We start from the raw sequence: 25455 nt of genomic DNA, 5'->3' as shown, positions 1-25455 counted from the left end.
AACGCTTTCACGAACCCCCCGACAAGCAAGGGGCCGACAAAGTCGGTCCCCAGGTTTGGCAGTGGATTCGGGCGGTGAAGATGACCTTTCGGCCACGTCCCTGCCGCCTCGTAGAGCCTTACAAACCTCGGCCGCCGATACAACCCCCTTGGGCCAGGATTTTTTAAATCATCGGTGTCGACTAGGTCACACCACTACATCGAAGGGGTGAAGCGGTTATTGCGTTCGAGTGAAAGGCCGAAAGGCCCTTCCACTCACACAATCACACGCAGTGCACGGGGAACCCCCCGGAAGGTCACACTCCGATGTTCTCCCAGATGGTCCCCATCGACCTGAAGAGAAACGGGTTCTTCAGCCCGAAGAGTGAACGCATCGCAGTCGTGCAGGGACACGACGTGACGCCCATGTGGAGCATTACCCGTGGAGCCCAGCATCTGGGCCAGATGGCGCAATGTGGGCAGTGTTGACATCCGAGTGAGCGCGAAGAGGTCCAACCCGGTGTCATATGACGCTTCCGGACAGGGATTCAGCGGCCGATTGCCCAAGAACGTCCACGGCACCGCGTTCTGCACTATGCCGAGGCAGATTCCCTCGACCGGATCCAGGCCCGGGACCTCGAGGGTCAGCGGTCCGTGCTTGCGGGTGTCCCGCCCGCCGTAGAAACGGCGCATCGCCGAACGCACGTACAACCCGTGGGTCGATCGCCGGCCCCGCGCCCGGCGGTCCTCGACCCGGCCGACCACGTCCGCGTCGAAACCCAGGCCGCCGCAGAACAGGAACCAGCGCTCGTCGGCCATGCCGAGCCCGATCTCCCGGCTGCGCCCCGCCCGCAGTGCGTCGAGTACGAAGCCGGTCGCCGCCACGGGCTCGTTCGGCATGCCCAGGGAGCGGGCGAAGACGTTGGTGTTGCCGCCCGGGATCACGGCCACCGCCGGCAGCGACGGTGCCGGGCCGTCCACGAGCAGGCCGTTGACGACCTCGTTGATCGTGCCGTCGCCGCCCAGGGCGATCACGAGGTCGAGCCCGTCCTCCGTCGCCTGCCGGGCCAGTTCCGCGGCGTGCCCGCGGTGCTCGGTGCTCACCACGTCGAGCTTGAGGTCGCCGGCGAGCGCGTGCGCCAGGACGTCCCGGGTCCGCTCACTGGTGGTCGTGGCCTTGGGGTTCACGACGAGAAGGGCGCGCATGACGACAGCGTATCTACCGGCTGGTAGGACTCCCGTGGCCCGGACGCGCGCGGGCCCCGGTTACAGTCGTCGGGTGACCGAGAGCCCTTCCTCCCAGGAACAGTCGGACCCCGTCGGGGCCCTCCCCCTCACCTGGCGCGTCTGCACCGCCGTGGTCGGCATCGAGGCGCTCGCGCTGCTCGGCTACTCCCTCTATCTGACCTTCCGGAGCGAGTTCGGCCACCCGTCCAACGCCTCCGAGGGCGTCGCGATCGGCATCTACCTGCTGATCCTGGCCGCCGGGATAGTCGCCGCGTTCGTGGGCATGCTGCGCGGCCGGCGCTGGAGCCGCTCGCCGGCGATCACCGCCAACCTGATCGTGGTCGGCATGGGCTGGTATCTGATCAAGGCCGATCAGATGGCGATCGGGATCGCCACGATGATCGTGGGCGCCGCGACGATCGTGGTCCTCGCGACTCCCACCATGTACAACGCGCTGGAAGCACACCACCAGGCGCGCCAGGCCCCACAGGGCTGAGTGCCGAGCACGCACGACCGCGGCCCCGGACCGAGCGATCGGTCCGGGGCCGCCGTCACGCACGTGTCGGGTGCCGTTCCGCCGCCCGGTGCTACTCCTCGACGAGCAGGCGCTCGCGCAGCTGCGCGAGGGTGCGCGCGAGCAGCCGCGAGACGTGCATCTGCGAGATGCCGACCTCCTGCGCGATCTGGGACTGCGTCATGTTCCCGAAGAAGCGCAGCAGCAGGATCTTCTTCTCGCGCGGCGGAAGCTGCTCCAGGAGCGGCTTGAGCGACTCGCGGTACTCGACGCCTTCCAGTGCGTCGTCCTCGGCGCCCAGGGTGTCGGCGACGGCGGGGGAGTCGTCGTCGGTGTCCGGTACGTCCAGGGACAGCGTGCTGTAGGCGTTGGCCGATTCGAGGCCCTCGAGCACTTCCTCTTCGGAGATCCCGAGTTGGACCGCGAGCTCGGCGACGGTGGGGGAGCGGCCGTTGCGCTGCGAGAGCTCGGCGGTGGCCGAGGTCAACGCGAGCCGCAGCTCCTGGAGCCGGCGCGGAACCCGCACCGCCCAACCCTTGTCCCGGAAGTGCCGCTTGATCTCGCCGACGATCGTCGGGGTCGCGTAGGTCGAGAACTCGACCCCGCGATCCGAGTCGAACCGGTCGACCGACTTGATCAGGCCGATCGTGGCCACCTGGATCAGGTCGTCCAGCGGCTCGCCGCGATTGCGGAACCGGCGGGCGAGATGCTCGACGAGCGGCAGGTGCATCTCCACCAGCCGGTCGCGCACCGCCGCCCGCGCGGGCGGGTCCGATTCGAGTTCCGCGAGCTTGGCGAACAAGCCGCGGGCGATCTCACGGTCGTGGGCGTGGCGTTCGGATCCGGCCCGTCGCCGACTCGGCACCGCGGGACCCGTGGGCCCCGCGGGACCGGTCGGTTCCGCGGCTCCGGCGGCCTGAACGCCACCGTCCATCGTCATGCTCGCGTCGCTCACCATGCCCTCACCCTCCCCTCGGCCGCGCCCGGCGGCCTCGTCGGGTGAGGCCGCGCTCGGCTGCGGTTCGTTGGCCGCGCCTTCGACACCACTGCTCACGTCTGCTCCGGCCCGCCACCGCGCTTCTTGTGCAGGCTGATGCTGACCACCTTGTCCTCGTTCACCGTCGCGTCCACCTCACCGGCGAGAGCCGACAGGACGGTCCAGGCGAACGTGTCGCGCGCGGGTGTTCGGCCGTCGGTGGTCGGCGCCGACACGGTGACGTGCAGCGCGTCGCCCACGAGGTTGAACACGCAGGAGAGGATTCCGTTGGGTACGGCCTGGTCGAGCAGCATCGCGCAGGCCTCGTCGACCGCGATGCGCAGATCCTCGATCTCGTCGAGGGTGAAATCGAGCCGAGCCGCGAGGCCCGCCGTGGCAGTGCGCAGGACGGAGAGATAGGCACCTTCGGCAGGCAGTCGGACCTCGACGAAGTCACGCTGTCCGGTGCCGGCTTCGTCCGCCGTGTGTGCGGATCGCTGGGACACCCTCACCTCCAAGGTGCTGCTGTGGGTGGCCGCCAGGGCGGTCACCACCGATGTCGGGGGGAACCCCAGCGACGCTACCGCGCCGGCCGGCAACTGTCGTCACCGATGCGGGAATGGCCGAAGCGACTGTCTACCCGACGGTACGTCACGATATGTGATTTGACGAGTACGTAGTGTACCGGACTTTGGTAATTTCGCATGGCGAGATCATGCCGTCCATGTACATGTGCCACAGTCCGCCGCCGATCAACCCGCAAATGTCAGGCATGTCTGTCCGGCTGTGGATCACGAGCCTTGCGCCTGGCCCGATACAGCGCGACATTCGCGCGGGTCGCACACCGATCCGAGCAGTGCCGGCGGGACCGATTCGCGGACAGGTCGAGGAACACGTTGCGGCACGGTTGGGCGTGGCACACGCCCAGGCGTTCGATGCCGTGCGCGGACAACTGGACCGCGAGTCCCATGCCGGCTATCGCGGCGAAGCCCTCCGCCGCGCCGACCGCGTCGCCCGCCAGGTGCAGGTGCCACGGGCTCGCGTCGTGGCCGGTCAGGCGCGGATGCACGGGGAACTCGGCGAGCACGCCGTTGAGCGTCGCGACCGCGTCGGCCTCGCGGCCGGCTGCGGCGTCGGTGAAGACCGCCCGCAGCCGGGTGCGGACCGAGCGCAGGCGGGTCACGTCGCCGTCCGTCACTCGGGGCGGGATCCGCCGAACGGGTGCGATCAGCTCCAGCACGTCCTCGGCGGAGCGCAGCAGGTCAACACCGCGCGCGGGCTGCTCGGTGTTGACCAGGCGGACCGCGTGCTCGGCGTAGGCGGAGAGATCCAACGGCTGCCCTTCGGTCGCGGTCGCGGGCCGGGGCCGCGACCAACGAACCCGCCGGTTCGATTTCACGCGCGTTACGCGCGATTCATCGGGGTCGGATGTGGCGGCGGTTACTGTCACCCTACTGCGGGTGGCACTAGCGTCTCGTCCAGTTGCAACAAGGGGTCTGGCGCACCATCACAAAAAGGTGGCAATCGGTTCATCGCCCCGTCGTACCCCCATGTGGGGGGTGTGCCAAAATCGGCGTCACGGGTGACCCCCGTAACCTCAGCCGGATCATGTGCGCTGCACGAAGCGCCGATGTCGCTGAGGCCCGCAGCCTGCGATCGCGCTCTGAGAGCTGCACCTTCTACTGACGATGTTGACTAAGGGGTCACTGTGGCAGCGGAGATCATCCCCACGGACAGCACGGCGACGGACGAACTCGATCCGGTCTTCGCCCTGCACCGCGGCGGCAAGATGGAAGTCCGTTCGACGGTTCCGGTGCGCAACCGGGACGACCTGTCCCTCGCCTACACGCCCGGCGTGGCACGTGTCTGCACGGCCATCGCCGAGAACCCGGAACTCGTCCACGAGTACACCTGGGTGTCCAACACGGTCGCCGTCATCACCGACGGCACCGCGGTGCTCGGCCTGGGCGACATCGGGCCGGCCGCCTCGCTTCCGGTCATGGAGGGCAAGGCGATCCTGTTCAAGGAGTTCGCCGGCATCGACGCCGTGCCGCTCGCCCTCTCCTGCACCGACGTCGACGAGCTGGTCGACACGATCGCCCGGCTCGCGCCGTCGTTCGGCGGCATCAACCTCGAGGACATCAGCGCCCCGCGCTGCTTCGAGGTGGAGCGCCGGCTCCAGGAGCGACTGAACATCCCGGTCTTCCACGACGACCAGCACGGCACCGCGATCGTCGCGCTCGCCGCGCTGCGCAACGCGGCGACCGTCACCGGGCGGCAGCTGTCCGACCTGCGCGCGGTCATCTCCGGCGCGGGTGCGGCCGGCATCGCGATCGCCAAGATCCTGATCGAGGCCGGCATCGGCGACCTGTGCGTCGTGGACAGCCGCGGCATCGTGCACGAGGGCCGCGACGACCTCACGACGATCAAGCGGATGATCGCCGAGCTGACCAACAAGGCCAAGCTCAAGGGCGGCATCGAGGTCGCGATGGACGGTGCCGACGTCTTCCTCGGGGTGTCCGCGGGCAAGGTGTCCGAGGAGGTCGTGGCGACGATGGCGCCCCAGGCGATCATCTTCGCGATGGCCAACCCGGACCCGGAGATCGACCCGGACCTCGCGCACAAGTACGCGGCCGTGGTCGCGACCGGGCGCAGCGACTACCCGAACCAGATCAACAACGTGCTCGCCTTCCCGGGCGTCTTCGCGGGCGCCCTGTCGGTGCGCGCGAAGCGGATCACCGAGGGCATGAAGGTCGCCGCCGCCGAGGCGCTGGCCGCGGTCGTCGCCGACGAGCTCGCGCCGGACTGCGTGATCCCGTCGCCCTTCGACGAGCGGGTCGCCCCGGCGGTCACCAAGGCCGTGGCCGAGGCCGCCCGCAGGGACGGCGTCGCGCGCATCTGAGCCGCGGCCCGCGGATCGACGATCGCCCGACGGCTCCTCGCCGACCGTCCGACGATCGATCGGGATCCGTGGCGATCCGCCGCCGCGAGGGGCCTGCCCGGTCGGGTGGGCCCCTCGCGTCAGTAGGGTTTCCCCATGTTTGCCGTGAGTGCCGTGAGCATCGATGCCCAGGATCCGCTGTCCGGTCTCCGGCTCGGGGAACGACCCGAGCCGGGTCACGACGGGGCCCTGCCGCCCGGGTGGACGACCGTGACCGTCAGGGCCGCGTCGCTCAACCACCACGACCTGTGGACGCTCAAGGGCGTGGGCATCACCGAGAAGCAGCTGCCGATGATCCTCGGCTGTGACGCCGCCGGGATCGACGAGGACGGCAACGAGGTCGTCGTGCACTCGGTCATCGGCGGCCTCGGCACGGACGAGCCCCGGTCGATCCTGACCGAGCGCTACGACGGCACATTCGCCGAGAAGGTCGCCGTACCGCGCTGGAACCTGCTGCCCAAGCCCCCCGAGCTGTCCTTCGAGCAGGCCTGCTGCCTGCCCACGGCCTGGCTGACCGCGTACCGGATGCTGTTCACCAACTCGGGCGTGCGCCCCGGCGGCACGGTGCTCGTCCAGGGCGCCGGCGGCGGCGTGGCCACCGCGCTCGTGGTGCTCGGCAAGGCGGCCGGCTACCGCATGTGGGTGACCAGCCGGGACGAGGCCAAGGGCGCTCGCGCGGTCGAGCTCGGCGCCGACGCGGCGTTCGCGTCGGGGGCCCGGCTGCCCGAGCGGGTCGACGCGGTGATGGAGACCGTCGGCGCCGCCACGTGGTCGCACTCGGTCAAGAGCCTCAAGCCCGGCGGCACGATCGTGATCTCCGGCGCGACGTCCGGCGACCGGCCGCAGGCCGCCGAGCTGACCCGGATCTTCTTCCAGGAACTGCGCGTGGTCGGCTCGACGATGGGCGACAAGGACGAGCTCGCGGGCCTGATCCGGCTGTGCGCGCAAAGCGGTGTGCGGCCGGTGATCGACACCGTGCTGCCGCTCACCGAGGCGACCGAAGGGTTCCGCCGGCTGGCCGAGGGCGACCTGTTCGGCAAGATCGTGCTCACCAACCAGCCCGGCACCAACTAGTGTCGCCGGCCCGGCGGATGCCCGGGTCGTCTCGGAAGGACCGCCGGATGCCGTTGTCCCGCCGCCGCGTGCTCGCCCTCGGGGCCGGTACGGGGGCCGTCGCGGTGTCCACCGGCGTGCTCGCCGCGTGTGGCGGCCACGCGCTGCGCGAGGGCGGCACACTGGCCGTCGGCCTGCCGCGGCTGCCGGCCGTGCTCAACCCCGTGTACGCCACGGCGGAGGCCACGCGGTGGATCGCGGACCCCGTCGTCGAGGCGCTGTACACCTACCGCGACGACACCACGATCGGCCCGGTGCTGGCCGGGGCCGACCCGGTGATCGCGCCGGACGGGCTGAGCTGGACGATCCGGCTGCGGGCGGGCGTGCGCTTCCACGGCGGCGACCCGTTCACCGCCGAGCACGTCGTGGCGTGCCTGCGCCGGGTGAACGACGCGGCCACCGCGGGGGACTGGGCGCCCTACCTCGCGGGCCGGTTCGGAGTCGTCTCCGCGCCGGATCCGCAGACCGTGCGGATCGAGCTGCCGCGGCCCTTCGGCGCGCTCCGGGTCTTCCTCGCCTGCCTGCCGATCCCGCACCAGGCGACCTTGGGCGACCCGCGGGCGCTGGTGGGCACCGGGCCGTTCCGGTTGGCGAGCGCGACCGAGGGCATGGTCGCGCTGCGGCGCGATCCCGAGTACCGGGGCAAGGCCGCGCCGCTGGACGGCATCGAGTTCCGCGCGTCCGCCGACGGCGTCGCCGATCTGAAGGCGGGTCGGCTCGGCGTGTACCCGCGACCGGCGCCCGACCAGGTCCGGCGGCTGCGCAAGGCCGACGACACCCGTGTCCAGGAGGCGAGCGGGCCGGCCGACCTCGTCCTGCTGCCGAACCTGCGCCGGGCGCCCTTCGACAACGTCGGGGTCCGCCGCGCGCTCGCGTTCGGGATGGACCGCACGCGGGTGTCGCAGGAGGTGTACAAGGGCGCGGCCGTGATCGGGCAGGGACCGCTCGGGCCCGGCAACGAGGGCTGGGACGCCGAGTTCACGCCGTACGGCCGCGGTGTCAGCCCGACCGCGACTCCCAAGCCGAGCGCTAGTGCGACGGCGGGGCCGACGGTCGCGCCGGAGCGGGTGCGGGCGATGCTCGGCGAGGGCGGGGTGCCGCCCGGGGTGCGCTTCACGCTGCTCGCGGTGGTCGGGGAGGCGTCGGAACTGCCGGATGTGGCTCGGGTGTTGGCCGAGGGGTGGAACCGGATCGGGTTCGCCGTCACGGTCGAGAACGTGGACGCCGCGGCGTGGGCCGGGCGGCGGCGGGCGGGGGACTTCGACGTGGCGCTGGTGGACAACCGGGCGTCGTACGCGGTGGGGCGGAGCGCGTTCGCGGTGCTTTCACCTGCGGTGTCCACGAGCGGGGACAGCACCGGGTATGTGAACGCCGAGGTCGATCGGTTGGTCGAGGAGGCGTGGGGGACGGCGGACAACGCGCGTCGGGCCATGCTTTGTCGCCTTGCCGGCGAGATTGTGGCTCGGGATGCGGTGGTGATTCCGCCGGTGTATCCGAAGGTCGCGGTGGGGCGGACGGGGCGGGTCGAGGCGGTCGATGCGGATCAGCTCGCTGTGGGGCGGGTGGAGTTGGCGACGCTGCACTTGCGTGAGTGACGCGGGTGGCCTCAAGCGCCGGCCGGGCTGGGTTTGGCCTCAAGCGCCGGCCGGGCTGGGGTGGCCTCAAACGCCGGCCGGGCTGGAATGGTTTGGTCGGCTTGGGTGTGCCGGGTGGCTCTTCGGGTGGCCTCAAGCGCCGGCCGGGCTGGGGTGGTTTGGTTGGCTTGGGTGTGCTGGGTGGGGTTTCGGGTGGCCTCAAGTGCCAGCCGGGCTGGGGTGGTTTGGTTGGGCTGTGGGGGCTCGGCCGGCGTTGGGGGTTGGTTGGGTCAGGTGGTCTTGTCCGGGGGGTCGAAGACCTGTCGTAGGTCGTGGAGGGCCTTGACGAGGATGTTGCGGGCCTGGTCGATCTGGGTGGTGGTGACGCCTGCCTGGTGGGCCAGGGGGGTGATTTCCTGGCGGAGGCGGTCCACCACGCGTTCGATGTCGAAGGGTTCCGGGCGGGGTGGGTGGTCGGTTTCCTTCGACCAGGCGTCGTTCGCGCGTTCGCGGGCGGGCGGTTCCGGGGTGGGGCCGAAGCGGCGTCGCAGTTCGCGTTCCAGGTTGTTCAGGCTCGGCTTGCCGGCCAGGTCGACCAGGTTGTGCGCGAGGCCCTCGGCGAGGTCGGCCATCTTCTGCGAGAAGATCGGCTCCCACGGCGAATCCGGCGCCGGACGGCTCGGCTTCGGGTCCGCGGCCGTGCCGCGAGCGGCGCCCCGCACCTCGCGGGCCGCCTTGCCCAGTTCCTCGCGCAGGCTCTGCGCCGACGTGCGCACCTCGTCCCGGATCTCCCGGGCCCGCTCGTAGACCGACTCGTGGATCTGCGCCTCCAGTTGCTCCAGCTCCGCGCTCCGCTCGGCCAGCTCGGCCCGACCGGCGTCGGTGATGCTGTAGACCTTCCGGCCGCCCTCGACCGTGTGCTCGACCAGGCCCTCCTGCTCGAGCTTGGCGAGCCGCGGGTAGACCGTCCCCGCCGAGGGGGCGTAGAGGCCCATGAAGCGGTCGTGCAGCAGCCGGATGACCTCGTAGCCGTGTCGGGGGCTCTCGTCGAGCAGCTTGAGCAGGTACAGCCGCAGGCGGCCGTGACCGAAGACCGGGGTCATGCGATCACCTTTCCCTCCGGGGCGCGGCGCAGCAGCGTCACGTCGCCCGATACCGAGTTGATCTGGAGCCGCCCCGAGCCCTCGCCGAGCGTGCCGCTGACGTGACGGGCGCCGAACCTGCCGGTCGCGGTCAGCTCGTCGAACGCCGAGTCGACCGAACCGCCGGCGCTGCGCACGTCCACGCGCATGTCGCCGTGGTGCGGCAGCCGTACCGTGAGTTCGCCGGAGACCGTGCTCAGCTGCACGTTGCTGCGGCCGACCGCGTCCAGGTCGAGGATCATCGGCCCGGAGACCGAGTTGGCCCGGACCCTACCGCCCGTGCCCTCGATCACCGTGAGCGAACCCGCCACGGTCACCACTTCGAGATCGCCGGCCATCGACTCGGCGTCCACCGAGCCGGAGATCGTGTTGGCGTCGACGGTGCCGGTCAGGCCGACCAGAGTCAGGTCGCCGCCGATGCTGCGCGCCGTCGTCGTGCCGTGAATGCCCGAGACGGTCGCGTGTGCGGAGACCACGCCGATCTCGACGGTGCAGTCCCACGGCACGGCCAGCGAGACCTCCGCGTGCCGCTTGGTGAGCGCGCGCCCTTCCGTCATGAACGCCTTGAGGTCGGTGTGCCGGTGCCGCGCGTTCTGGAACCAGGCCATGAGCGACTTCTTGGTCAGGTCCTCGTACGAGACGACCAGTTCGCCGCTCACCTCGTCGTGGGTCACCAGGAGCGGCGGACCCTCGACGGCGTGCACCTCCAGGCGCGGCGGCCCGTCGGTGCCCACGACGTCCACGAGGCCGCCGATCGTGCGCACGCGCAGGACGCGTACGGGGTCGAGCGTGAGGTCTTGCGGTCCCTCGATCATCCATCGGGACATGGACCCTCCCCTTCGGGTCGGTGCCGAACGCGATATATCGCGAGGTCTGTCATTCACGATATATCGCGTCCGTCGAACGTCAAGGGAACCATCGGGTCTGGTTTCGACGTTTCTCGATGCCGAGGGAACTTCCGCGCACCGAAACACTTCGCGCCCGCACCTGCGCGCACGGACATCAGCCAGACGGCACCACGGGGGCAGTTCGCATGCCATTCACGCTCAGCCATATCGCCGCGGTGCTGCCGCTCCAGGGGGCGACCCGCACCGGCACCACCGCCGGGAGCGGCGGCGGCCGACACGGCCCGCTGGTCGCGTCGGCGCTCGCCTTCGGCGCGATGGCCCCGGACGTGATCCTGTTCGTGAACCTGGACTTCCTGCCGGTCGCCGCCGACCGCTCGGCCACGCACCAGCTGTGGCCCGGGGTGCTCGCCCTCGACGTGGTGCTCACCGTGTTACTGGTGACCGGCTTCCACCTGCTCGCGAGACCGCTGCTCGTGCTGCTCCCGGACGGGATCCGGGGGCGCCTGGAGGAGCCGCTCCGGCCGCGCCTGCCGGGCCGGCTGTACGCCGCCGCGCGCGCCCGCAAACCGTTCGTCCGGGAGACCCTCGCGGTGTGCGTGTGGTTCGTGGTCTCGGCGATCCTCGGCGGGCTCACCCACCTCGGGTGGGACGCGTGGACGCACCACGACGATCCCGGGGTCGCGCACGTGCTGCCCGAGTTGCGCCGGGAGTTCTTCGGCCTGCGGCCGGGCTACGTGCTGCTGCAGCACGTCAGCACGGCGGTCGGGCTGATCGTGTCCGCGGTGTGGACGTGGCGCTGGATCGGTCGGCTGCCCGAGCGACCGGTCGCGGGTCCGCGGATGCCGGTCGGGGGGCGCCTGGCCGTGTTCGGCGCGCTGGTGCTGCTCGGCGTGCTCGGCGCCGCCAGGACCCTGCTGCCGTTCCCCGACGGCCGCGTGCCCGCCTTCGAGGTGCTCGGTTTCAACGCCGCGACCGGATTCGGCCGCGGCCTCGCGGTGGGGTTGGTCCTGTACGGGCTCCTGTGGCCCCTGTGGCGCAACGCCACGGTCCGCCGGACCACCGACGCCTGAGACCACCCGCCGGGTCGTCTACTCGTCGTCCTCGTCGTCGTCCAGGCGGGCCAGCCAGGTCGCCAGTCGCTCGACGGGGGTCTCGAACTCGGGGTTGAGGTCCACGAACGTGCGCAGCTGTTCGGCCAGCCACGCGAGGGACACCTCCTCCTCGCCGCGCCGCTTCTCCAGCTCCTCGATGCCGCGGTCCGTGAAGTACATGCTCTCCGACTCCGGTGTTGTGGATGTTGTGGGTGTGGTGGGACGCGGGGGCGGGCGGCGGCCCGGGCGAGCAAACGGCTCCGCCCCGGCGCGCATCGTACGCGCGCCGGGGCGGAGCCGTTGCATCAGCCGAGGGCGACGATCAGCTCATCGCTTCCTCGACCAGGCCCTGCTGTTCGGCCTCGTGCCGCTTGGCCGAACCGACCGCGGGCGACGAGGACGACGGACGCGCGATCCGACGCGGCGCCGGGAGGCCGTACTCGACCAGGTTGAGCGCGATGAACGGCCACGCACCCTGGTTGGTCGGCTCCTCCTGGGCCCAGACGAGCTCCAGGTCCTTGCCGTAGCGGTCCAGACCGTACCGCTCCAGCTCGGTCTTGAGCTCGGCCACGGGCAGCGGGTAGAGCCGCTCCACGCGCACGAGGGCGACGTCGTCACGGCCCGACTTGGCCCGTCCGGCGGCCAGGTCGTAGTGGAACTTGCCGGAGGACATGACCACGCGCTTGACCTTGCTCGGGTCCACCGTGGTGTCCCCGATGACCGGCTGGAACTGCCCGGTGGTGAACTCCTCGATCTTCGACGCGGCGGCCTTCAGGCGCAGCATCGACTTCGGGGTGAACACCACGAGCGGCTTGTGGTGCGGGTTGAGCGCCTGCCAGCGCAACAGGTGGAAGTAGTTGCTCGGCAGGGTCGGCGCGGCCACCGTCATGTTGTTCTGCGCGCACATCTGCAGGTAGCGCTCGATGCGAGCGGACGAGTGGTCCGGGCCCTGGCCCTCGTAGCCGTGCGGAAGCAGCAGGACCACACCGGAGTGCTGGTGCCACTTCTGCTCGGCCGACGAGATGAACTCGTCCATGATCGACTGCGCGCCGTTGGCGAAGTCGCCGAACTGCGCCTCCCACAGCACCAGCGACTGCGGCCGGGCCAGCGAGTAGCCGTACTCGAAGCCCATCGCGGCGAACTCGCTGAGCAGCGAGTCGTACACGGTGAACTTGGCCTGGTCGTCGGACAGGTTCGCGAGCGGCGTGTACTCGGCGCCGGACGTGCGGTCCACCAGGACCGAGTGCCGCTGGCCGAAGGTGCCGCGCCGGCTGTCCTGACCGGCGAGCCGCACCGGGCGACCCTCCATCAGGAGCGAACCGAACGCGAGCGTCTCGCCCATCGCCCAGTCGATCGTGCCGTCCTCGACCATCGCCGCACGGCGCTGCAACTGCGGCTGCAGGCGCGGGTGCACGGCGAAGGTTTCGGGCAGCGAGACCTGCGACTCGACGATCCGCTTGACCGTCTCGTGCGGGATGCCGGTCGGGTCGATCCGCGGGAACGCGATGTCGGCCGCCGGGGCCGCCGGAGCGACCTGCGGCGCCTGCGGCGCGGTGGCCTGCCGGACCTCGGAGAAGACCTTCTCCAGCTGGTCCTGGTAGTCCTTCAGCGCCTGCTCGGCCTCTTCGACGGTGATGTCGCCACGACCGATGAGGGCCTCGGTGTAGAGCTTGCGCACCGAGCGCTTCTTGTCGATCAGGTCGTACATCAGCGGCTGCGTGAACGACGGGTTGTCGGCCTCGTTGTGGCCCCGGCGCCGGTAGCAGATGAGGTCGATCACGACGTCCTTGTGGAACGTCTGCCGGTACTCGAACGCGAGCTGCGCGATCCGCACGCACTGCTCGGGGTCGTCGCCGTTCACGTGGAAGATCGGCGCCTCGATCATCCGCGCGACGTCGGTCGCGTAGATCGACGAGCGGGACGAGGCCGGGGAGGCGGTGAAGCCCACCTGGTTGTTGATCACCACGTGGATCGTGCCGCCGGTGCGGTATCCGCGCAGCTGCGACATGTTGAGCGTCTCGGCGACCACACCCTGGCCCGCGAACGCGGCGTCGCCGTGCAGCAGGAGCGGCAGGACCGGGAAGTCGGCGCCCTCCATGTCGATGATGTCCTGCTTGGCGCGCACGACGCCCTCGAGGACCGGGTCGACGGCCTCCAGGTGCGACGGGTTCGCCACCAGCGACACCTTGACCTGCGCGCCGTCCTCGGAGGAGAACGTGCCCTCGGCGCCGAGGTGGTACTTCACGTCGCCCGAGCCGTGCATCGACTTGGGGTCGATGTTGCCCTCGAACTCGCGGAAGACCTGGGCGTAGGACTTGCCGACGATGTTGGTCAGCACGTTCAGCCGGCCGCGGTGCGCCATGCCGATCGCGACCTCGTCGAGACCGTCCTCGGCCGCGGCCGAGATGATCGCGTCGAGCAGCGGGATGGTGGTCTCGCCGCCTTCGAGGGAGAAGCGCTTCTGGCCGACGTACTTGGTGGCCAGGAACGTCTCGAAGGCCTCGGCCGCGTTCAGCCGGCGCAGGATCCGCAGCTGGTCCTCGCGGTCCGGCTTGGCGTGCGCGACCTCGACCCGCTGTTGGATCCAGCGGCGCTGGTCCGGGTCCTGGATGTGCATGTACTCGATGCCGACGGTGCGGCAGTAGGTGTCCCGCAGGACACCGAGCACGTCGCGCAGCGACATCAGCGACTGGCCGGCGAAGCCGCCGACCGCGAACTCGCGCTCCAGGTCCCACAGCGTCAGCCCGTGCTCGACCACGTCGAGGTCCGGGTGCCGGCGCTGCTTGTACTCGAGCGGGTCCGTGTCGGCCATCAGGTGACCGCGGACCCGGTACGAGTGGATGAGCTCCTGGACGCGCGCCGTCTTGTTGACGTCGTCCTCGTGTGTCGCGGAGATGTCCTGCACCCAGCGCACGGGCTCGTACGGGATGCGCAGCGAACGGAAGATCTCCTCGAAGAAGCTGTCTTCGCCGAGCAGGAGCTGGTTCATCCGGCGCAGGAACTCGCCCGACTGGGCGCCCTGGATGATGCGGTGGTCATACGTGCTGGTCAGCGTGAGTGTCTTGCTGACCGCGAGGCGGGACAGGGTGTCCGCGGACGCCCCCGCGAACTCCGCCGGGTAGTCCATCGCACCCACGCCGACGATCGTGCCCTGACCGGGCATCAGGCGCGGCACCGAGTGCACGGTGCCGATGCCGCCCGGGTTGGTCAGCGAGATCGTCACTCCGGCGAAGTCGTCCACCGTGAGCTTGTTCGAGCGGGCCCGCCGGACGATGTCCTCGTATGCCTGCCAGAAGGCGAAGAAGTCCATCTCGTCGGCCTTCTTGATGGCCGCCACCACGAGCTGGCGGTCACCGTTGGCCTTCGTCAGGTCGATCGCCAGACCGAGGTTGACGTTCGCCGGCTTGACCAGGAAGGGCTTGCCGTCCCGCTCCTCGAACGCGTGGTTCATCGAGGGCATCGACTTGGCCGCCTGGACGAGCGCGTAGCCGATGAGGTGCGTGAAGGAGACCTTGCCACCGCGAGCACGCTTGAGGTGGTTGTTGATCACGATCCGGTTGTCGATCAGCAGCTTGGCCGGAACGGCCCGCACGCTGGTCGCGGTGGGGATCGTGAGCGACGATTCCATGTTGATCGCGACACGTGCCGACGGGCCCTTGAGCTGGACGGCCTCGGGGGACGCGGCGGGTTGCTTCGCGGGCGCGGCGGGTGCCTTGGCGGCGGGTGCCTTCGCGGGCGTCGCGGGTGTGGCGACCTTGGCGGCGGGGGCCGGAGCGGGAGCCGGAGTGTCGGCCGGGGTCGGCGTCGACGACGGCGCCGAATCCTGTACACCTGCCGTCACCATCGGATGGCTCGGCGCGGGGGCCGGAGTCGTCGCCGCCGCAGCGGTGGACGACACTGCGGCCGTCGTCACACTTGTCGGGGGTTGCGCCGGGGTCGGCGCGGGAATGCTTCCGGAGTTGTTCGCGTTGCTCGTTGCTGGTGTGGGGCCGCTAGGGCTTGCCACGGTGGCTTGACCGGCGGTCGTCGACGGAGTCGACGGTTCGCTGGGCTTGTAATCGGCGAAGAAGTCCCACCAAGCACGATCCACCGAGTTGGGATCTTGCAAATATTGCTGGTAAATCTCGTCGACGAGCCACTCGTTGGGGCCGAAGCTGGCCATCGGGTTGCTAGGGGACTGTGACGACACGGCGGCAACCGCCCTCTTCCGCTTCCTGGGGTGGTGGACAGCGGGAAACAAGGCTACGCCCTTTGACCTGTGTCGCGCAGGCCCCTCGGCCTTCGCGTCGCGTAGATCACAAACGGTTGACTGTTTAGTCGCGTTTGTTGCTTCCCGCCGTATTGGTGGTCACGGAACGTCATGTCGGGATCGTCCCGTGCAGTAGTGGCACGATGACCTGATTACACCGGGTCACCGGGCAGAAGCACTCGGATACGGCACCCATGGCTCGATTCGGCTACGGAAATATCACCCCCATGAAGATCCACGGCCCACCGTGCGATCGCGAGCCCGAGACCGGTCCCCCCATCGGTGGACGAACTCTCGCCGCCGCGGGTGAACCGTTCGAAGACCCGACCGCGTTCGCCGTGCGGAATGCCGGGACCCTCGTCCTGGACTTCGAGGCGAAGACTTCCGGGGCCCTCGTCGCGCCGCGCGTGCAGACTCACCGTGCCACCGAAGGGGCTGTGCCGGCACGCGTTGGCCACCAGATTTGTCACAACCTGATGCAGCCGTTCGGGATCGGCCACCGCGGTGAGATCGGCCGGGACGACGTCGACGACGAAGTGAACGTCGCTGCCCAGGGCCCCTGTCTCGTCGGTGAGCGCGGCCAGGAACGGCCGCACGGCGAACTCGCGCGCGTGCAGCGGCACGGCCCCCGAGTCGAGCCGGGAAAGGTCGAGAAGTTGTGACACGAGTCGACCCAGACGCGCGGTCTGGGTGAGCGCGAGACCCAGCGTGTCGGGGTCGGGCTTCTGGACGCCGTCGACCATGTTCTCCAGGACGGCGTGCAGTGCGGAGATCGGGGTGCGCAGCTCGTGCGAGACGTTGGCGACCAGTTCGCGGCGATGTCGGTCGACCGCCTCCAGGTCGGCGGCCATCCGGTTGAACGCGGTCGCGAGTTGGCCCACCTCGTCGCGCGAGGTGGCGCGCACCCGGCGCGAGTAGTCGCCGCGGGCCATCGCCTGCGCGGCCGCGGTCATCTCGCGCAGCGGCGACGTCATCCCGTGCGCGAGCACGAGGGTCACCGCCAGGCAGGCGAGCGAGGTGGACACCAGCATGTACCGGAAGCGGACCTCGGCCCGCAGCCCCAGGATGATCAGCAGCGTCGAGACGAAGACCGACGCGATCACGAGCACGCCGAGCTTGGCCTTGATCGAGCGCAGCCGATCGAGCGGCCGCAGGTTGCCGCGTCGCAGACGGGCGCGCAGCGGCCTGGTGGTGCGGGGGCCGGCGAGGTTCAGGACGGTGCCTCCAACGCGTAGCCCACGCCGTGCACGGTGCGGATCCACTCGGCGCCGAGCTTGCGGCGCAGGGCCTTGACGTGGCTGTCCACGGTGCGGGTCCCGGACGCGTCGACCCAGTCCCACACCTCGGCGAGCAACTGCTCGCGCGAGAGCACGGTGCGCGGGCGCGACGCGAGGCACACCAGCAGGTCGAACTCGGTCGGGGTCAGGTGTACCTCGTCGGCGTCGAGCTGCACGCGCCGCTGGGAGCGGTCGATCCGCAGCGCGCCCAAATGCAGCGCCGCTTCGGGGGACGCGGCCCGGGCGGCCGTCTCGGCGCGCTCCATCCGGCGCAGCAGCACGTGCACGCGCGCGACCAGCTCGCGCATCGAGAACGGCTTGGTCATGTAGTCGTCGGCGCCCACCGCGAGGCCGACCAGGAGGTCGGTCTCGTCGTCGCGCGCGGTCAGCATGAGCACCGGCAGGCCCGGGTGCAGCGCCTGGAGCCGGCGGCACACCTCCAGGCCGTCGAGACCCGGCAGCATCACGTCGAGCACGACGAGATCCGGCCGGGTCGCCGCGGCCCGCTCCAGCGCGGAGGGGCCGTCGGGCGCGGTGATCGCGCCGAAGCCCTCGGCGCGCAGCCGCGCGGCCACCGCGTCGGCGATCATGGGCTCGTCCTCGACCACGAGTACGAGCCGCTTCTCCCCCGTCGGGTCGGTCATACGGGCAGCCTACGTACCGCCGGCCGGCGACGTGTGCGAGTTGGCGAGGCTCCCTCGAACCGGGGAGGCCCTTACGACGTCATGAGGAGAGTGTGGTCGCGAGTCCCCCACGCGGGGCGGCCCCGATTGGTACTTCAGAGGGAGGATCGGTCTAACCTGGTCCGTCTACCCTGGCTGGAGCGTTGCAGCCGGGCCGCCGACCGCCCGTGATCCGGAGCGGTTCACGACCGGGGCGGCGACCGCGTGAACAGCGTGAACAGCCTGTACAGCCGGCACAACCGACAGCTTTGGGGGACGTGGTGAAGGGCAACGTCACGGAGGATTCCTCCCACGAGGTCGGTGCGCGCCGGCAGTCGCCGCCGACCGCGCAGGCGGCTTCGGTGACGGGTGCCGACACGGCGGCCGACCGGGTGGCGGAGCCGGACGCCGAGGCGGTCAAGGCCCGCCGCAAGCGGCTCTTCCGGGAGGCGGTCCGCGAGCTGATCCTGGTCGCGCTGCTGTTCGGGGTGTACAAGCTCGGCCGCGGACTGGCCTCGGGCGCGGAGTCCGACGCGTTGTCGAACGCCAAGCAGCTGCTGACCATGCAGAAGGACCTGCGGCTGCCGGACGAGGGCGCGATCCAGCACTGGTTCATGCAGTCGCACGCGGCCATCACGTTCTGCAACAAGTACTACGCGTACGTGCACTTCCCGGCGACCGTCGGCTTCCTGCTCTGGCTGTGGATACGCCACCGCGAGCACTACAAGTGGGTCCGCAACATCCTCGCGCTGATGACGGGCGCCGCGCTGATCATCCACATCCTGGTCCCGCTGGCGCCGCCGCGGAAGATGCCGGGCTTCATCGACACGGGCATGGTTTCGGGCGACTCCCCGTACGCGGGCGCGGGTGAGAAGATCGCGAACCAGTTCGCGGCGATGCCGTCCCTGCACGTGGGCTGGGCGGTGGTGGTGGCCCTGGGCGTCGCGGCGGTGTGGCGCACGGCCGGCACCGGTCGGCGGGTGGCGGGCTGGGTGGTGTGGCTGCACCCGGCGATCACGCTGCTGGTGGTCGTGGTGACGGCGAACCACTATTGGCTGGACGCGGTGGTCGCGGTGCTGTTGATGATCTTCGCGCTGGCGGTGTTGCCGGCCCCGGAGCAGGATCCGCGGGCGCGAGTGGCCCGGCGGATTCCGGCGCCGCGGATTGCGCGATAGGGCGACCGGCGACCGGGTCTCCGGCGTTGTGACACGGCCGGCGCCGACAGGGCGACCGACCGGCGCGACGGCGCGGCTTTTCGGGTCGGATGGATCGCGGCCCCGTCGGGGCATGATGCACAGATGCCCGTCACCTTCCCCCCAGGGGGCATTCGCGCCAAGTCGGCCCCGGGGCGCTGGGTGCTCCTCGCCACCGTGCTCGGTTCCGGCATGGCCATGCTCGACTCGACCGTGGTCAACGTGGCGCTGCCGAGCATCGGACAGAGCTTCGACACGTCCCTCGCGGCGCTGCAGTGGACCGTCAACGCGTACACGCTCACGCTCGCCGGGTTGATCCTGCTCGGCGGCGCGCTCGGCGACCGGTACGGCCGTCGGCGGGTGTTCGTGATCGGCGTGGCCTGGTTCGCGGTGGCGTCGCTGCTGTGCGGCATCGCCCCCGACGTCGAGACGCTGATCGCGGCCCGCGCGCTCCAGGGGATCGGCGGGGCGTTGCTCACCCCCGGTTCGCTCGCGATCATCCAGGCCACGTTCCATCCCGACGACCGGGCCCGCGCGGTGGGGGCGTGGTCCGGACTGGGTGGGGTGGCGAGTGCGATCGGGCCGTTCCTGGGCGGCTGGCTCGTGGACGCGGTGAGTTGGCGCTGGGTCTTCCTGATCAACCTGCCGCTCGCCGCCGTGACCATCGTGGTCGCGCTGCGGACCGTTCCGGAGACCTTCGACCCACAGCCGCGCGGCCGGTTCGACGTGTCCGGCGCCGCGCTCGCCGCGCTGGCGCTGGCCGGTGTCACGTGGGCGCTGGTGGAGGCGGAGACCAACCCCGTGCTTGCCGCCCTCGCGGGCGTGGCCGGGGTCGCGGCGGGTGTCGTGTTCGTGTTCGCCGAGAAGCGTTCGCGCGAGCCGATGCTGCCGTTGGACATCTTCCGGGTGCGGCTGTTCACGTCGGTGAACATCGTGACGCTGTTCGTGTACGGTGCGCTGGCCGCGTTCATGCTGCTGCTGGTGCTCGAACTGCAGACGGTCGTGGGCTACTCGGCGCAGCAGGCCGGGCTGGCGTTGCTGCCGGTCACGGTCGTGATGCTGCTGCTCTCGGCCCGGTCGGGGGACCTCGCCCGGCGGATCGGGCCGCGCTGGCAGTTGTCGATCGGCCCCCTGGTCTGCGCCGGCGGGCTGCTGATGCTGCTGCGCGTCGGCCCGGACTCGTCGTACCCGGCGGACGTGCTTCCGGGCGTGGTGATCTTCGGCCTCGGCCTCGCGGTGCTGGTCGCGCCGCTGACGGCGACGGTGCTCGCGTCGGTGGACGTGGCTCGGGCGGGCATCGCGAGCGGGGTCAACAACGCGGCGGCGCGCGCGGCGGGGCTGCTCACGGTGGCGGGGCTGCCGGCGCTGGTCGGCCTGTCCGGGGAGGGGTACCGGGATCCGAGTGTGGTGGACACGGGCTTCGATCGGGCGTTGTGGATCTGTGCGGGGTTGCTGGTGATGGGCAGTGCGGTGGCGTGGTTCACGATCTCCTCGACCGCGCTGACCGAGGAGCCGGGGGTCGAGGAGCGGGCGACGCCGTGTGCGCGGATGGGGTGTGACATGTCGGGGCCGCCGTTGGATCCCGGACGGGGCGTCGGGGTGGGGGACACGGGGTCGAAGGGATCGGGAGGCCGATGACGCGAGTGCGCCCGGGGGCCGCTCGGGAGACCAGGGGTTCTACCGTGGCCCGGACGGATTCGGTGACGGAAGGTGCTCCATGGACGGCGGAGTCGACGGGCTCGTGGTCGCGGTCGAGGACGGGATCGCGACCCTGCGGATCGATCGGGCGCATGCTCGCGGGGCGTTGACCGCCGCGATGTGGGAGGCGTTGCCGCGCTTGTTGGCGGGGCTGGAGAAGGATCCCGACGTCGCCGTGCTGGTGTTGACCGGCAGTGCCGGGGTGTTCTCGGCGGGTGCCGACATCCGCGAGTTGCACGGGCACTACGCGACGGCCGAGGCGGCCGATGCCTACCACGCGCTCAACGCGGCGGCGGAGCAGGCGTTGGCCGGGTTCGTGAAGCCGACGATCGCCTACGTCCAGGGACCGTGTGTGGGCGGTGGGTGTCAGCTCGCGACGGCGTGTGACCTGCGCTTCGCGGATACGACGGCGCGGTTCGGGGTGACCCCGGCGAAGCTCGGCATCGTGTACGACGCGGGTTCCACGGCGCGGCTGGCTCGGCTGGTGGGTGTGTCGACGGCCAAGTATCTGCTCTTCTCGGCCGAGTTGATCGACGCGGCGCACGCGCTGCGGGTCGGTCTCGTCGATGACGTCTTCGCGCCGGAGGAGGCCGACGAGAAGGTGTACGGCTTCGCCCGCACGATCGCCTCCCGTTCCCGGCTGACGGTACGGGCCGCCAAGGACCTGCTGGGCATGGACGCCGAGGATCCCGATCGGGTCGCCGCGTGGCGCACCACATGGGAGCGGGAGTCGCGCGGCTCGGCCGATGTCCGGGAGGGTCTCACCGCGTTCACCGAGCGTCGGCCCCCGCACTTCCTTTGGACCGGCTGAGCCACTGGACCGGCCGAGTCGCGCCGGCGGTGGGTCGGCGGGCACTCCCACCCGTAAGTCACAGCTGGGTCGCGGCTCTCGTCCGCGGGTCCTACAAGCGCCGCCCGTCTGTCACTCTTGCTCCCTGCGCCGTCCTTGGCCGCCTCGTGGTGGGGGTTCGATGCTCGAAGCGGAGTTGTCCGGTGGGCGGGCCGCGCACACCGCGCTGTTGCGGCGGGCGGCTCGGGTACTGCCCGCGCGGCTGCCGGAGTTGACGGATCGTCTGGTCGCGGAGCTCCAAGTGCAGGAGCCGGCGTATCTGGACGGCGGGGTGCCCGCGGACGAGCTCTGGCAGAGTGCGCACGAGGCGCTTCGGGTCGGGGTGTGCGCGCTCGCGGTGTGGCCTCGCGAGCTCGAAGGCAGCCGATGGGCGTCGGGGCGGCTCGCGCGCCGGCGGGCCGAGCAGGGGGTGCCGCTCGACGCGCTGCTGCACGCCTATCGGCTCGGCGGGGTGCTGCTGTGGCAGACCCTCGTCGAGGTGGCCGCGGAGCGGGAGCCGGACGAGGTGCGGCTGCTCGTGCATGTGGCCACCGACGTCTGGAACTTCGTCGATCGGCACGCGAGCGCGATCGCCGACGCCTACCGGCGGGTCGAGGCCGAGCTGACGGATCGTCACGACGAGCGCGTACACGCCCTCCTGGACACGCTTTTGGACGGCCGCGCGCCGGAGGCCGATCTCGCCGCCGCCGCGGCCGTGCTCGATCTGCCCGAGCGCGGGCGGTACGCCGTCGTCGCGTTGCGCCATCCGCTGCCCGGGACGGGGGTGCACGACACCCCGCGTCGTCCCGCGCCCGCCGGGATCAGGGTGGTCTGGCGGGCGCGCGCGGAAGGGGAGTTCGCGGTGGTGCTGCTCGGTGTCGCGGGTCTGGACGACATTGCCGAAACGTTCGACCCCGGGGTCGGGTCGAGGGCCGGGATCAGCCCGATCGTGGACGGGCTCGCCGGGCTGGGCCGGGCTCGCCGACTGGCCGAGATCGCGCTGCGCACCTGTACCGCAGACGGCGAATGCGCCCGGCTCGACGAGCGGTTGCCCGCCGCGCTGGTGGCGTCCCAGCCCGATCTCGCGCGCGATCTCGCGGCCCGCGTGCTCGGGCCGATCCTCGCGCTCGACGCCGTGGACCGTGATTTGCTGCTCGGCACGCTCGGCGCGTGGCTCGACTCGGGCGGTTCGGCGGTGCGCGCGGGGCGCCGGCTGTTCTGCCACCGCAACACCGTGCTGAATCGGCTGCGCCGGCTGGAGCAGCTGACGGGGCGTGAACTCGGGCTGCCCCGCGACCTCGTGGAGCTCTCGCTCGCGCTGGACGCGCATCGACTCCAGTACTGAGGCCGCTCCCCGGCCGGGTCTGTGCCGCTGCACAAGACGTCCGGCGCGGCGTTGGTCGGCTGCCCCGACCTGTCACGCTGATCTGGACTCCACCCCGACCCCGTGCTGTGATCGCGGTCACTCCAGTACCGGTATCGGAAGCCGACCAACGGTTCCGGTCACGGCACCAGCGGCGGGGGAGGGGTGCGATGGAACCGGGAGCGCTCTTCGTCCAGGGGCTCGAGGTCGTCTACGGCCGATCCGTTCGGGCCTTGCGCGGCATTTCGCTCGACGTGCCGGCGAACGGCGTGGTGGCCGTGCTCGGCGCCAACGGCGCGGGCAAGAGCACGCTTCTGCGGGCCGTGTCGGGGACGTTGTCCCTGCACCGCGGCGCGATCACCGCCGGGTCGATCGAGTACGGCGGCGAGCGGCTCGGCGGCCGCGACCCGGCCGTCATCGTGCGCGCCGGGGTGGTCCAGGTCCCGGAAGGGCGGCGGGTGTTCGCGAATCTCTCGGTCGACGAGAACCTCCAGGCCGGCGCGCTGAGCATGCGCGGCCTGCGGCGCGGCAAGCGCGTGAGCACGGCGACCCGGACCAGTCGCGACCGGGTCTTCGACCTGTTTCCGGTGCTGGCCGAGCGCCGCGAGCAACGCGCCGGACTGTTGTCCGGCGGCGAGCAGCAGATGCTCGCGATCGGTCGTGCCCTGATGGCGAGTCCCCGACTGCTGCTGCTCGACGAGCCCTCGCTCGGTCTGGCGCCGCGGATGGTCGGCCGGATCGCGGGGGTCGTTCGCGAGATCGCCGCGCAGGGCGTGGCCGTTCTGCTGGTCGAACAGAACGCGACGGTCGCGCTCGACCTCGCCGACAAGGCGTACGTGCTCGACGTCGGCGAGGTCCGGCTCGCGGGCTCGTCGGCCGACCTCGCGCGCACCGACGAGGTGCGCCGGCTCTACCTCGGCGAGGCGGAGGCCGCACGGCCGGACGCGGCGGCCGGCGCGCCACCGGGCCGGGACCCGCGGCCCGCGCCGCGCAAGCCGCTGCGGAGGTGGGAGGGATGACCACCGTCACCACAGTGGTCCCGGAACTGACCGTACGCGCGGTCACCGTGCGCTTCGCGGGGCTGGTCGCGCTCGACGCGGTCGGCTTCACCGTCGCGCCCGGCACGATCCACGCGGTGATCGGCCCCAACGGTGCGGGTAAGTCCACGTGCTTCAACGTGCTCTCCGGCGTCTACCGCGCGGATCGCGGCACGGTCCACCTGGGCGAGCACGAACTCACCCGGCTCGCCCCGCATCGGATCGCCGCGCTGGGCCTGGCCCGGACCTTCCAGAACATCGTGCTGACCCAGGGCACGGTCGCGGACAACCTCCTGCTCGGGCGGCACGTGCTGACCACCTCCGGTTTCACGGCCACCGCGCTGCACCTGCCCAGGGTCGTCCGGGAGCAGCGCCGACATCGCGAACGGGCCCGGGAGATCGCCGAGTTCATGCACCTGGGTCCGGTCTTCGAGACACCGGTCCAACTGCTGCCGTACGGCATGCGCAAGCGCGTCGAGATGGCCCGCGCGCTGTGCATGGAACCCAAGGTGCTGCTGCTCGACGAGCCGGTCGCGGGGATGAACGCCGACGAACGCGCGGAGACCGCGGACGCGATCGCCTCGATCCGCGAGTCGTTGGGCATCTCGATCGTGCTGGTCGAGCACGACATGGGCCTGGTGATGCGGATCGCCGACGAGGTGACCGTGCTCGACTTCGGGCGCCGGATCGCGAGCGGCGGACCGGCCGACATCCAGCGCGATCCCGCGGTGATCCGCGCCTACCTCGGCACCGGGGACGAGGACGACGCGCCCGAACCCGCCGACCCGAGCAGCCCGAACAGCCGTACCGCGCACCGCGATCCGGCCGCCGCGGACCGGGAGGATCCGACATGACCAAGCTCGCCGAGATCATCCTCAACGGGCTCGCCCTGGGGTCCGTGTACGCCCTCATCGCGCTCGGCTTCGTGGTCATCTTCAAGGCGTCCGGCGTGATCAACTTCGCGCACGCGTCGCTGCTGCTCGTCGGCGGGTTCACCGTCGCGAAGCTGCACGAGGACCTCGGTTTCGTGCTCGCGCTGTCGGCCGCCGTGCTGGTGACGGCGGCCGTCGCGGGGCTGGTCGAGCTGCTGTTCATCCGCGGCCTGGGCCGGACCGAGGTGCATACCCTGACGATCCTCACGATCGGTGTGGACATCCTGCTCACCACCGAACTCACCCGCCGGATCGGCTCCGACGTGCTGAGCCTGGGCGACCCGTGGAAGGCCGGCGTCCGGGACTGGGGCGGCGTGCACATCGCCGACGCGCGGGTCGCGAGCATCGTCGTGGCGGTCGTGTTGATCGGCGCGTTCTTCGCGGCGTTCCGGTTCACCGCGTGGGGTCTGTCGATGCGCGCGGCGTCCGAGGATCGCGAGGCGGCGGCGCTGATGGGCGTGCGGCTGAGCCGCGTTCAGCTCATCGCGTGGTGCGTCGCGGGTGCGCTCGCGGCGGTCGCGGCCGTGTTCCTGGCCGCCTTCCCGTCCGCGGGCCTGGATCGGACGACGGGTCAGATCGCGCTCGCGGCGTTCCCGGCCGCGATCCTCGGCGGGATGGACTCGGCCGCCGGTGCCCTGGTCGGCAGCCTCGTGGTCGGGCTCACCGCCGCGCTGATGGCCGGCTACCAGAGCGACATGACCTGGCTCGGGGCCAACCTCGGGGACGTCGCGCCCTACGTCGTGATGTTGCTCGTGTTGATCTGGCGGCCCACCGGCCTGCTCGGCTCGAAGGAGCGTACGCGTGTCTGACC

22 protein-coding genes are annotated in these 25455 nt (G+C 70.9%); 12 read left to right on the top strand and 10 right to left on the bottom strand.

What is annotated here, in order from left to right:
- Positions 1-254 precede the first annotated feature (254 nt).
- Positions 255-1184 (bottom strand): diacylglycerol/lipid kinase family protein, encoded by a 930-nt coding sequence (locus OG928_RS12140; protein WP_406282940.1) that lies wholly within the window; start codon positions 1182-1184, stop codon positions 255-257.
- Positions 1185-1257: 73 nt separating this feature from the next.
- Here OG928_RS12140 and OG928_RS12135 point away from each other — a divergent pair, with 73 nt between their 5' ends.
- Positions 1258-1701 carry a hypothetical protein gene (locus OG928_RS12135; protein ID WP_406282937.1) on the top strand — a complete coding sequence of 148 codons (444 nt, stop codon included), beginning with the start codon at positions 1258-1260 and terminating at the stop codon, positions 1699-1701.
- Between the two features lie 91 nt (positions 1702-1792).
- On the opposite strand, the gene OG928_RS12130 is transcribed toward OG928_RS12135, so the two are convergent.
- The 3 genes from OG928_RS12130 to OG928_RS12120 all read right to left on the bottom strand — a co-directional run bounded on the left by OG928_RS12130 (position 1793) and on the right by OG928_RS12120 (position 4028).
- Complete coding sequence (locus OG928_RS12130) at positions 1793-2677, bottom strand: RNA polymerase sigma factor SigF (protein ID WP_406290924.1); 885 nt, start codon at positions 2675-2677, stop codon at positions 1793-1795.
- Positions 2678-2769: 92 nt separating this feature from the next.
- Positions 2770-3213 (bottom strand): anti-sigma regulatory factor, encoded by a 444-nt coding sequence (locus OG928_RS12125; RefSeq protein ID WP_406290923.1) that lies wholly within the window; start codon positions 3211-3213, stop codon positions 2770-2772.
- Positions 3214-3461: 248 nt separating this feature from the next.
- Positions 3462-4028 (bottom strand): CGNR zinc finger domain-containing protein, encoded by a 567-nt coding sequence (locus tag OG928_RS12120; RefSeq protein ID WP_406282934.1) that lies wholly within the window; start codon positions 4026-4028, stop codon positions 3462-3464.
- Positions 4029-4403: 375 nt separating this feature from the next.
- Between OG928_RS12120 and OG928_RS12115 the strand changes: the two genes are divergently transcribed.
- The 3 genes from OG928_RS12115 to OG928_RS12105 all read left to right on the top strand — a co-directional run bounded on the left by OG928_RS12115 (position 4404) and on the right by OG928_RS12105 (position 8344).
- A complete protein-coding gene (locus tag OG928_RS12115) occupies positions 4404-5597 on the top strand; it encodes an NADP-dependent malic enzyme (RefSeq protein ID WP_406282931.1) in 1194 nt (397 codons plus the stop codon).
- 135 nt (positions 5598-5732) lie between these two features.
- Entirely contained in the window at positions 5733-6710 is a 978-nt protein-coding gene (locus OG928_RS12110; RefSeq protein WP_406282928.1) for a zinc-binding dehydrogenase, read from the top strand.
- 47 nt (positions 6711-6757) lie between these two features.
- On the top strand, positions 6758-8344 hold the full coding sequence (locus OG928_RS12105; protein WP_406282925.1) for an ABC transporter substrate-binding protein: 1587 nt from the start codon (positions 6758-6760) through the stop codon (positions 8342-8344).
- Positions 8345-8613: 269 nt separating this feature from the next.
- On the opposite strand, the gene OG928_RS12100 is transcribed toward OG928_RS12105, so the two are convergent.
- Positions 8614-9426 carry a helix-turn-helix transcriptional regulator gene (locus OG928_RS12100; RefSeq protein WP_406282922.1) on the bottom strand — a complete coding sequence of 271 codons (813 nt, stop codon included), beginning with the start codon at positions 9424-9426 and terminating at the stop codon, positions 8614-8616.
- Complete coding sequence (locus tag OG928_RS12095) at positions 9423-10292, bottom strand: DUF4097 family beta strand repeat-containing protein (RefSeq protein ID WP_406282920.1); 870 nt, start codon at positions 10290-10292, stop codon at positions 9423-9425. The genes OG928_RS12100 and OG928_RS12095 overlap by 4 nt, the downstream gene beginning before the upstream one ends.
- A 206-nt stretch (positions 10293-10498) precedes the next feature.
- Here OG928_RS12095 and OG928_RS12090 point away from each other — a divergent pair, with 206 nt between their 5' ends.
- Positions 10499-11383: a DUF4184 family protein gene (locus OG928_RS12090; protein ID WP_406282917.1), complete on the top strand. Its 885-nt coding sequence runs from the start codon at positions 10499-10501 to the stop codon at positions 11381-11383.
- Between the two features lie 18 nt (positions 11384-11401).
- Here the strand turns inward: OG928_RS12090 and OG928_RS12085 are convergent, their stop codons facing one another.
- From OG928_RS12085 to OG928_RS12070, 4 genes are all read right to left on the bottom strand, one after another.
- Positions 11402-11584 (bottom strand): DUF6104 family protein, encoded by a 183-nt coding sequence (locus tag OG928_RS12085; protein ID WP_020557400.1) that lies wholly within the window; start codon positions 11582-11584, stop codon positions 11402-11404.
- 142 nt (positions 11585-11726) lie between these two features.
- Positions 11727-15566, bottom strand: a complete 3840-nt coding sequence (locus OG928_RS12080) for a multifunctional oxoglutarate decarboxylase/oxoglutarate dehydrogenase thiamine pyrophosphate-binding subunit/dihydrolipoyllysine-residue succinyltransferase subunit (protein WP_406282915.1) — start codon at positions 15564-15566, stop codon at positions 11727-11729.
- Positions 15567-15805: 239 nt separating this feature from the next.
- Positions 15806-16915: a sensor histidine kinase gene (locus tag OG928_RS12075; RefSeq protein WP_406282912.1), complete on the bottom strand. Its 1110-nt coding sequence runs from the start codon at positions 16913-16915 to the stop codon at positions 15806-15808.
- Entirely contained in the window at positions 16864-17574 is a 711-nt protein-coding gene (locus OG928_RS12070) for a response regulator transcription factor (RefSeq protein WP_406282910.1), read from the bottom strand. The genes OG928_RS12075 and OG928_RS12070 overlap by 52 nt, the downstream gene beginning before the upstream one ends.
- A 296-nt stretch (positions 17575-17870) precedes the next feature.
- Here OG928_RS12070 and OG928_RS12065 point away from each other — a divergent pair, with 296 nt between their 5' ends.
- From OG928_RS12065 to OG928_RS12035, 7 genes are all read left to right on the top strand, one after another.
- Entirely contained in the window at positions 17871-18767 is an 897-nt protein-coding gene (locus tag OG928_RS12065) for a phosphatase PAP2 family protein (RefSeq protein WP_406282907.1), read from the top strand.
- Between the two features lie 123 nt (positions 18768-18890).
- Positions 18891-20423 (top strand): MFS transporter, encoded by a 1533-nt coding sequence (locus OG928_RS12060; RefSeq protein WP_406282904.1) that lies wholly within the window; start codon positions 18891-18893, stop codon positions 20421-20423.
- A 79-nt stretch (positions 20424-20502) separates the two neighbouring features.
- Positions 20503-21294, top strand: a complete 792-nt coding sequence (locus OG928_RS12055) for an enoyl-CoA hydratase/isomerase family protein (RefSeq protein WP_406282901.1) — start codon at positions 20503-20505, stop codon at positions 21292-21294.
- Between the two features lie 160 nt (positions 21295-21454).
- Positions 21455-22657 (top strand): PucR family transcriptional regulator, encoded by a 1203-nt coding sequence (locus OG928_RS12050; RefSeq protein ID WP_406282899.1) that lies wholly within the window; start codon positions 21455-21457, stop codon positions 22655-22657.
- A gap of 188 nt (positions 22658-22845) precedes the next feature.
- Positions 22846-23694 (top strand): ABC transporter ATP-binding protein, encoded by an 849-nt coding sequence (locus tag OG928_RS12045; RefSeq protein WP_406282896.1) that lies wholly within the window; start codon positions 22846-22848, stop codon positions 23692-23694.
- Entirely contained in the window at positions 23691-24566 is an 876-nt protein-coding gene (locus OG928_RS12040; protein ID WP_406282893.1) for an ABC transporter ATP-binding protein, read from the top strand. The genes OG928_RS12045 and OG928_RS12040 overlap by 4 nt, the downstream gene beginning before the upstream one ends.
- Complete coding sequence (locus tag OG928_RS12035; RefSeq protein WP_406282890.1) at positions 24563-25453, top strand: branched-chain amino acid ABC transporter permease; 891 nt, start codon at positions 24563-24565, stop codon at positions 25451-25453. The genes OG928_RS12040 and OG928_RS12035 overlap by 4 nt, the downstream gene beginning before the upstream one ends.
- Positions 25454-25455: the final 2 nt, after the last annotated feature.

The sequence above is a fragment of the Embleya sp. NBC_00896 genome (genome assembly GCF_045207785.1).
In the GTDB taxonomy this organism is placed as follows: domain Bacteria; phylum Actinomycetota; class Actinomycetes; order Streptomycetales; family Streptomycetaceae; genus Embleya.
Note: the sequence above shows the minus strand (reverse complement) of the source record. Positions and strands in the feature narration are given on the sequence as shown.

Excerpts from the sequence above, each read along its gene's own strand:
- OG928_RS12060 (WP_406282904.1), top strand. The coding sequence starts at position 18,891 with ATGCCCGTCACCTTCCCCCCAGGGGGCATTCGCGCCAAGTCGGCCCCG.
- OG928_RS12090 (WP_406282917.1), top strand. The coding sequence starts at position 10,499 with ATGCCATTCACGCTCAGCCATATCGCCGCGGTGCTGCCGCTCCAGGGG.
- OG928_RS12105 (WP_406282925.1), top strand. The coding sequence starts at position 6,758 with ATGCCGTTGTCCCGCCGCCGCGTGCTCGCCCTCGGGGCCGGTACGGGG.
- OG928_RS12045 (WP_406282896.1), top strand. The coding sequence starts at position 22,846 with ATGGAACCGGGAGCGCTCTTCGTCCAGGGGCTCGAGGTCGTCTACGGC.
- OG928_RS12050 (WP_406282899.1), top strand. The coding sequence starts at position 21,455 with ATGCTCGAAGCGGAGTTGTCCGGTGGGCGGGCCGCGCACACCGCGCTG.
- OG928_RS12140 (WP_406282940.1), bottom strand. The coding sequence starts at position 1,184 with ATGCGCGCCCTTCTCGTCGTGAACCCCAAGGCCACGACCACCAGTGAG.
- OG928_RS12055 (WP_406282901.1), top strand. The coding sequence starts at position 20,503 with ATGGACGGCGGAGTCGACGGGCTCGTGGTCGCGGTCGAGGACGGGATC.
- OG928_RS12110 (WP_406282928.1), top strand. The coding sequence starts at position 5,733 with ATGTTTGCCGTGAGTGCCGTGAGCATCGATGCCCAGGATCCGCTGTCC.
- OG928_RS12095 (WP_406282920.1), bottom strand. The coding sequence starts at position 10,292 with ATGTCCCGATGGATGATCGAGGGACCGCAAGACCTCACGCTCGACCCC.
- OG928_RS12130 (WP_406290924.1), bottom strand. The coding sequence starts at position 2,677 with ATGGTGAGCGACGCGAGCATGACGATGGACGGTGGCGTTCAGGCCGCC.
- OG928_RS12070 (WP_406282910.1), bottom strand. The coding sequence starts at position 17,574 with ATGACCGACCCGACGGGGGAGAAGCGGCTCGTACTCGTGGTCGAGGAC.
- OG928_RS12080 (WP_406282915.1), bottom strand. The coding sequence starts at position 15,566 with ATGGCCAGCTTCGGCCCCAACGAGTGGCTCGTCGACGAGATTTACCAG.
- OG928_RS12040 (WP_406282893.1), top strand. The coding sequence starts at position 23,691 with ATGACCACCGTCACCACAGTGGTCCCGGAACTGACCGTACGCGCGGTC.
- OG928_RS12100 (WP_406282922.1), bottom strand. The coding sequence starts at position 9,426 with ATGACCCCGGTCTTCGGTCACGGCCGCCTGCGGCTGTACCTGCTCAAG.
- OG928_RS12085 (WP_020557400.1), bottom strand. The coding sequence starts at position 11,584 with ATGTACTTCACGGACCGCGGCATCGAGGAGCTGGAGAAGCGGCGCGGC.
- OG928_RS12035 (WP_406282890.1), top strand. The coding sequence starts at position 24,563 with ATGACCAAGCTCGCCGAGATCATCCTCAACGGGCTCGCCCTGGGGTCC.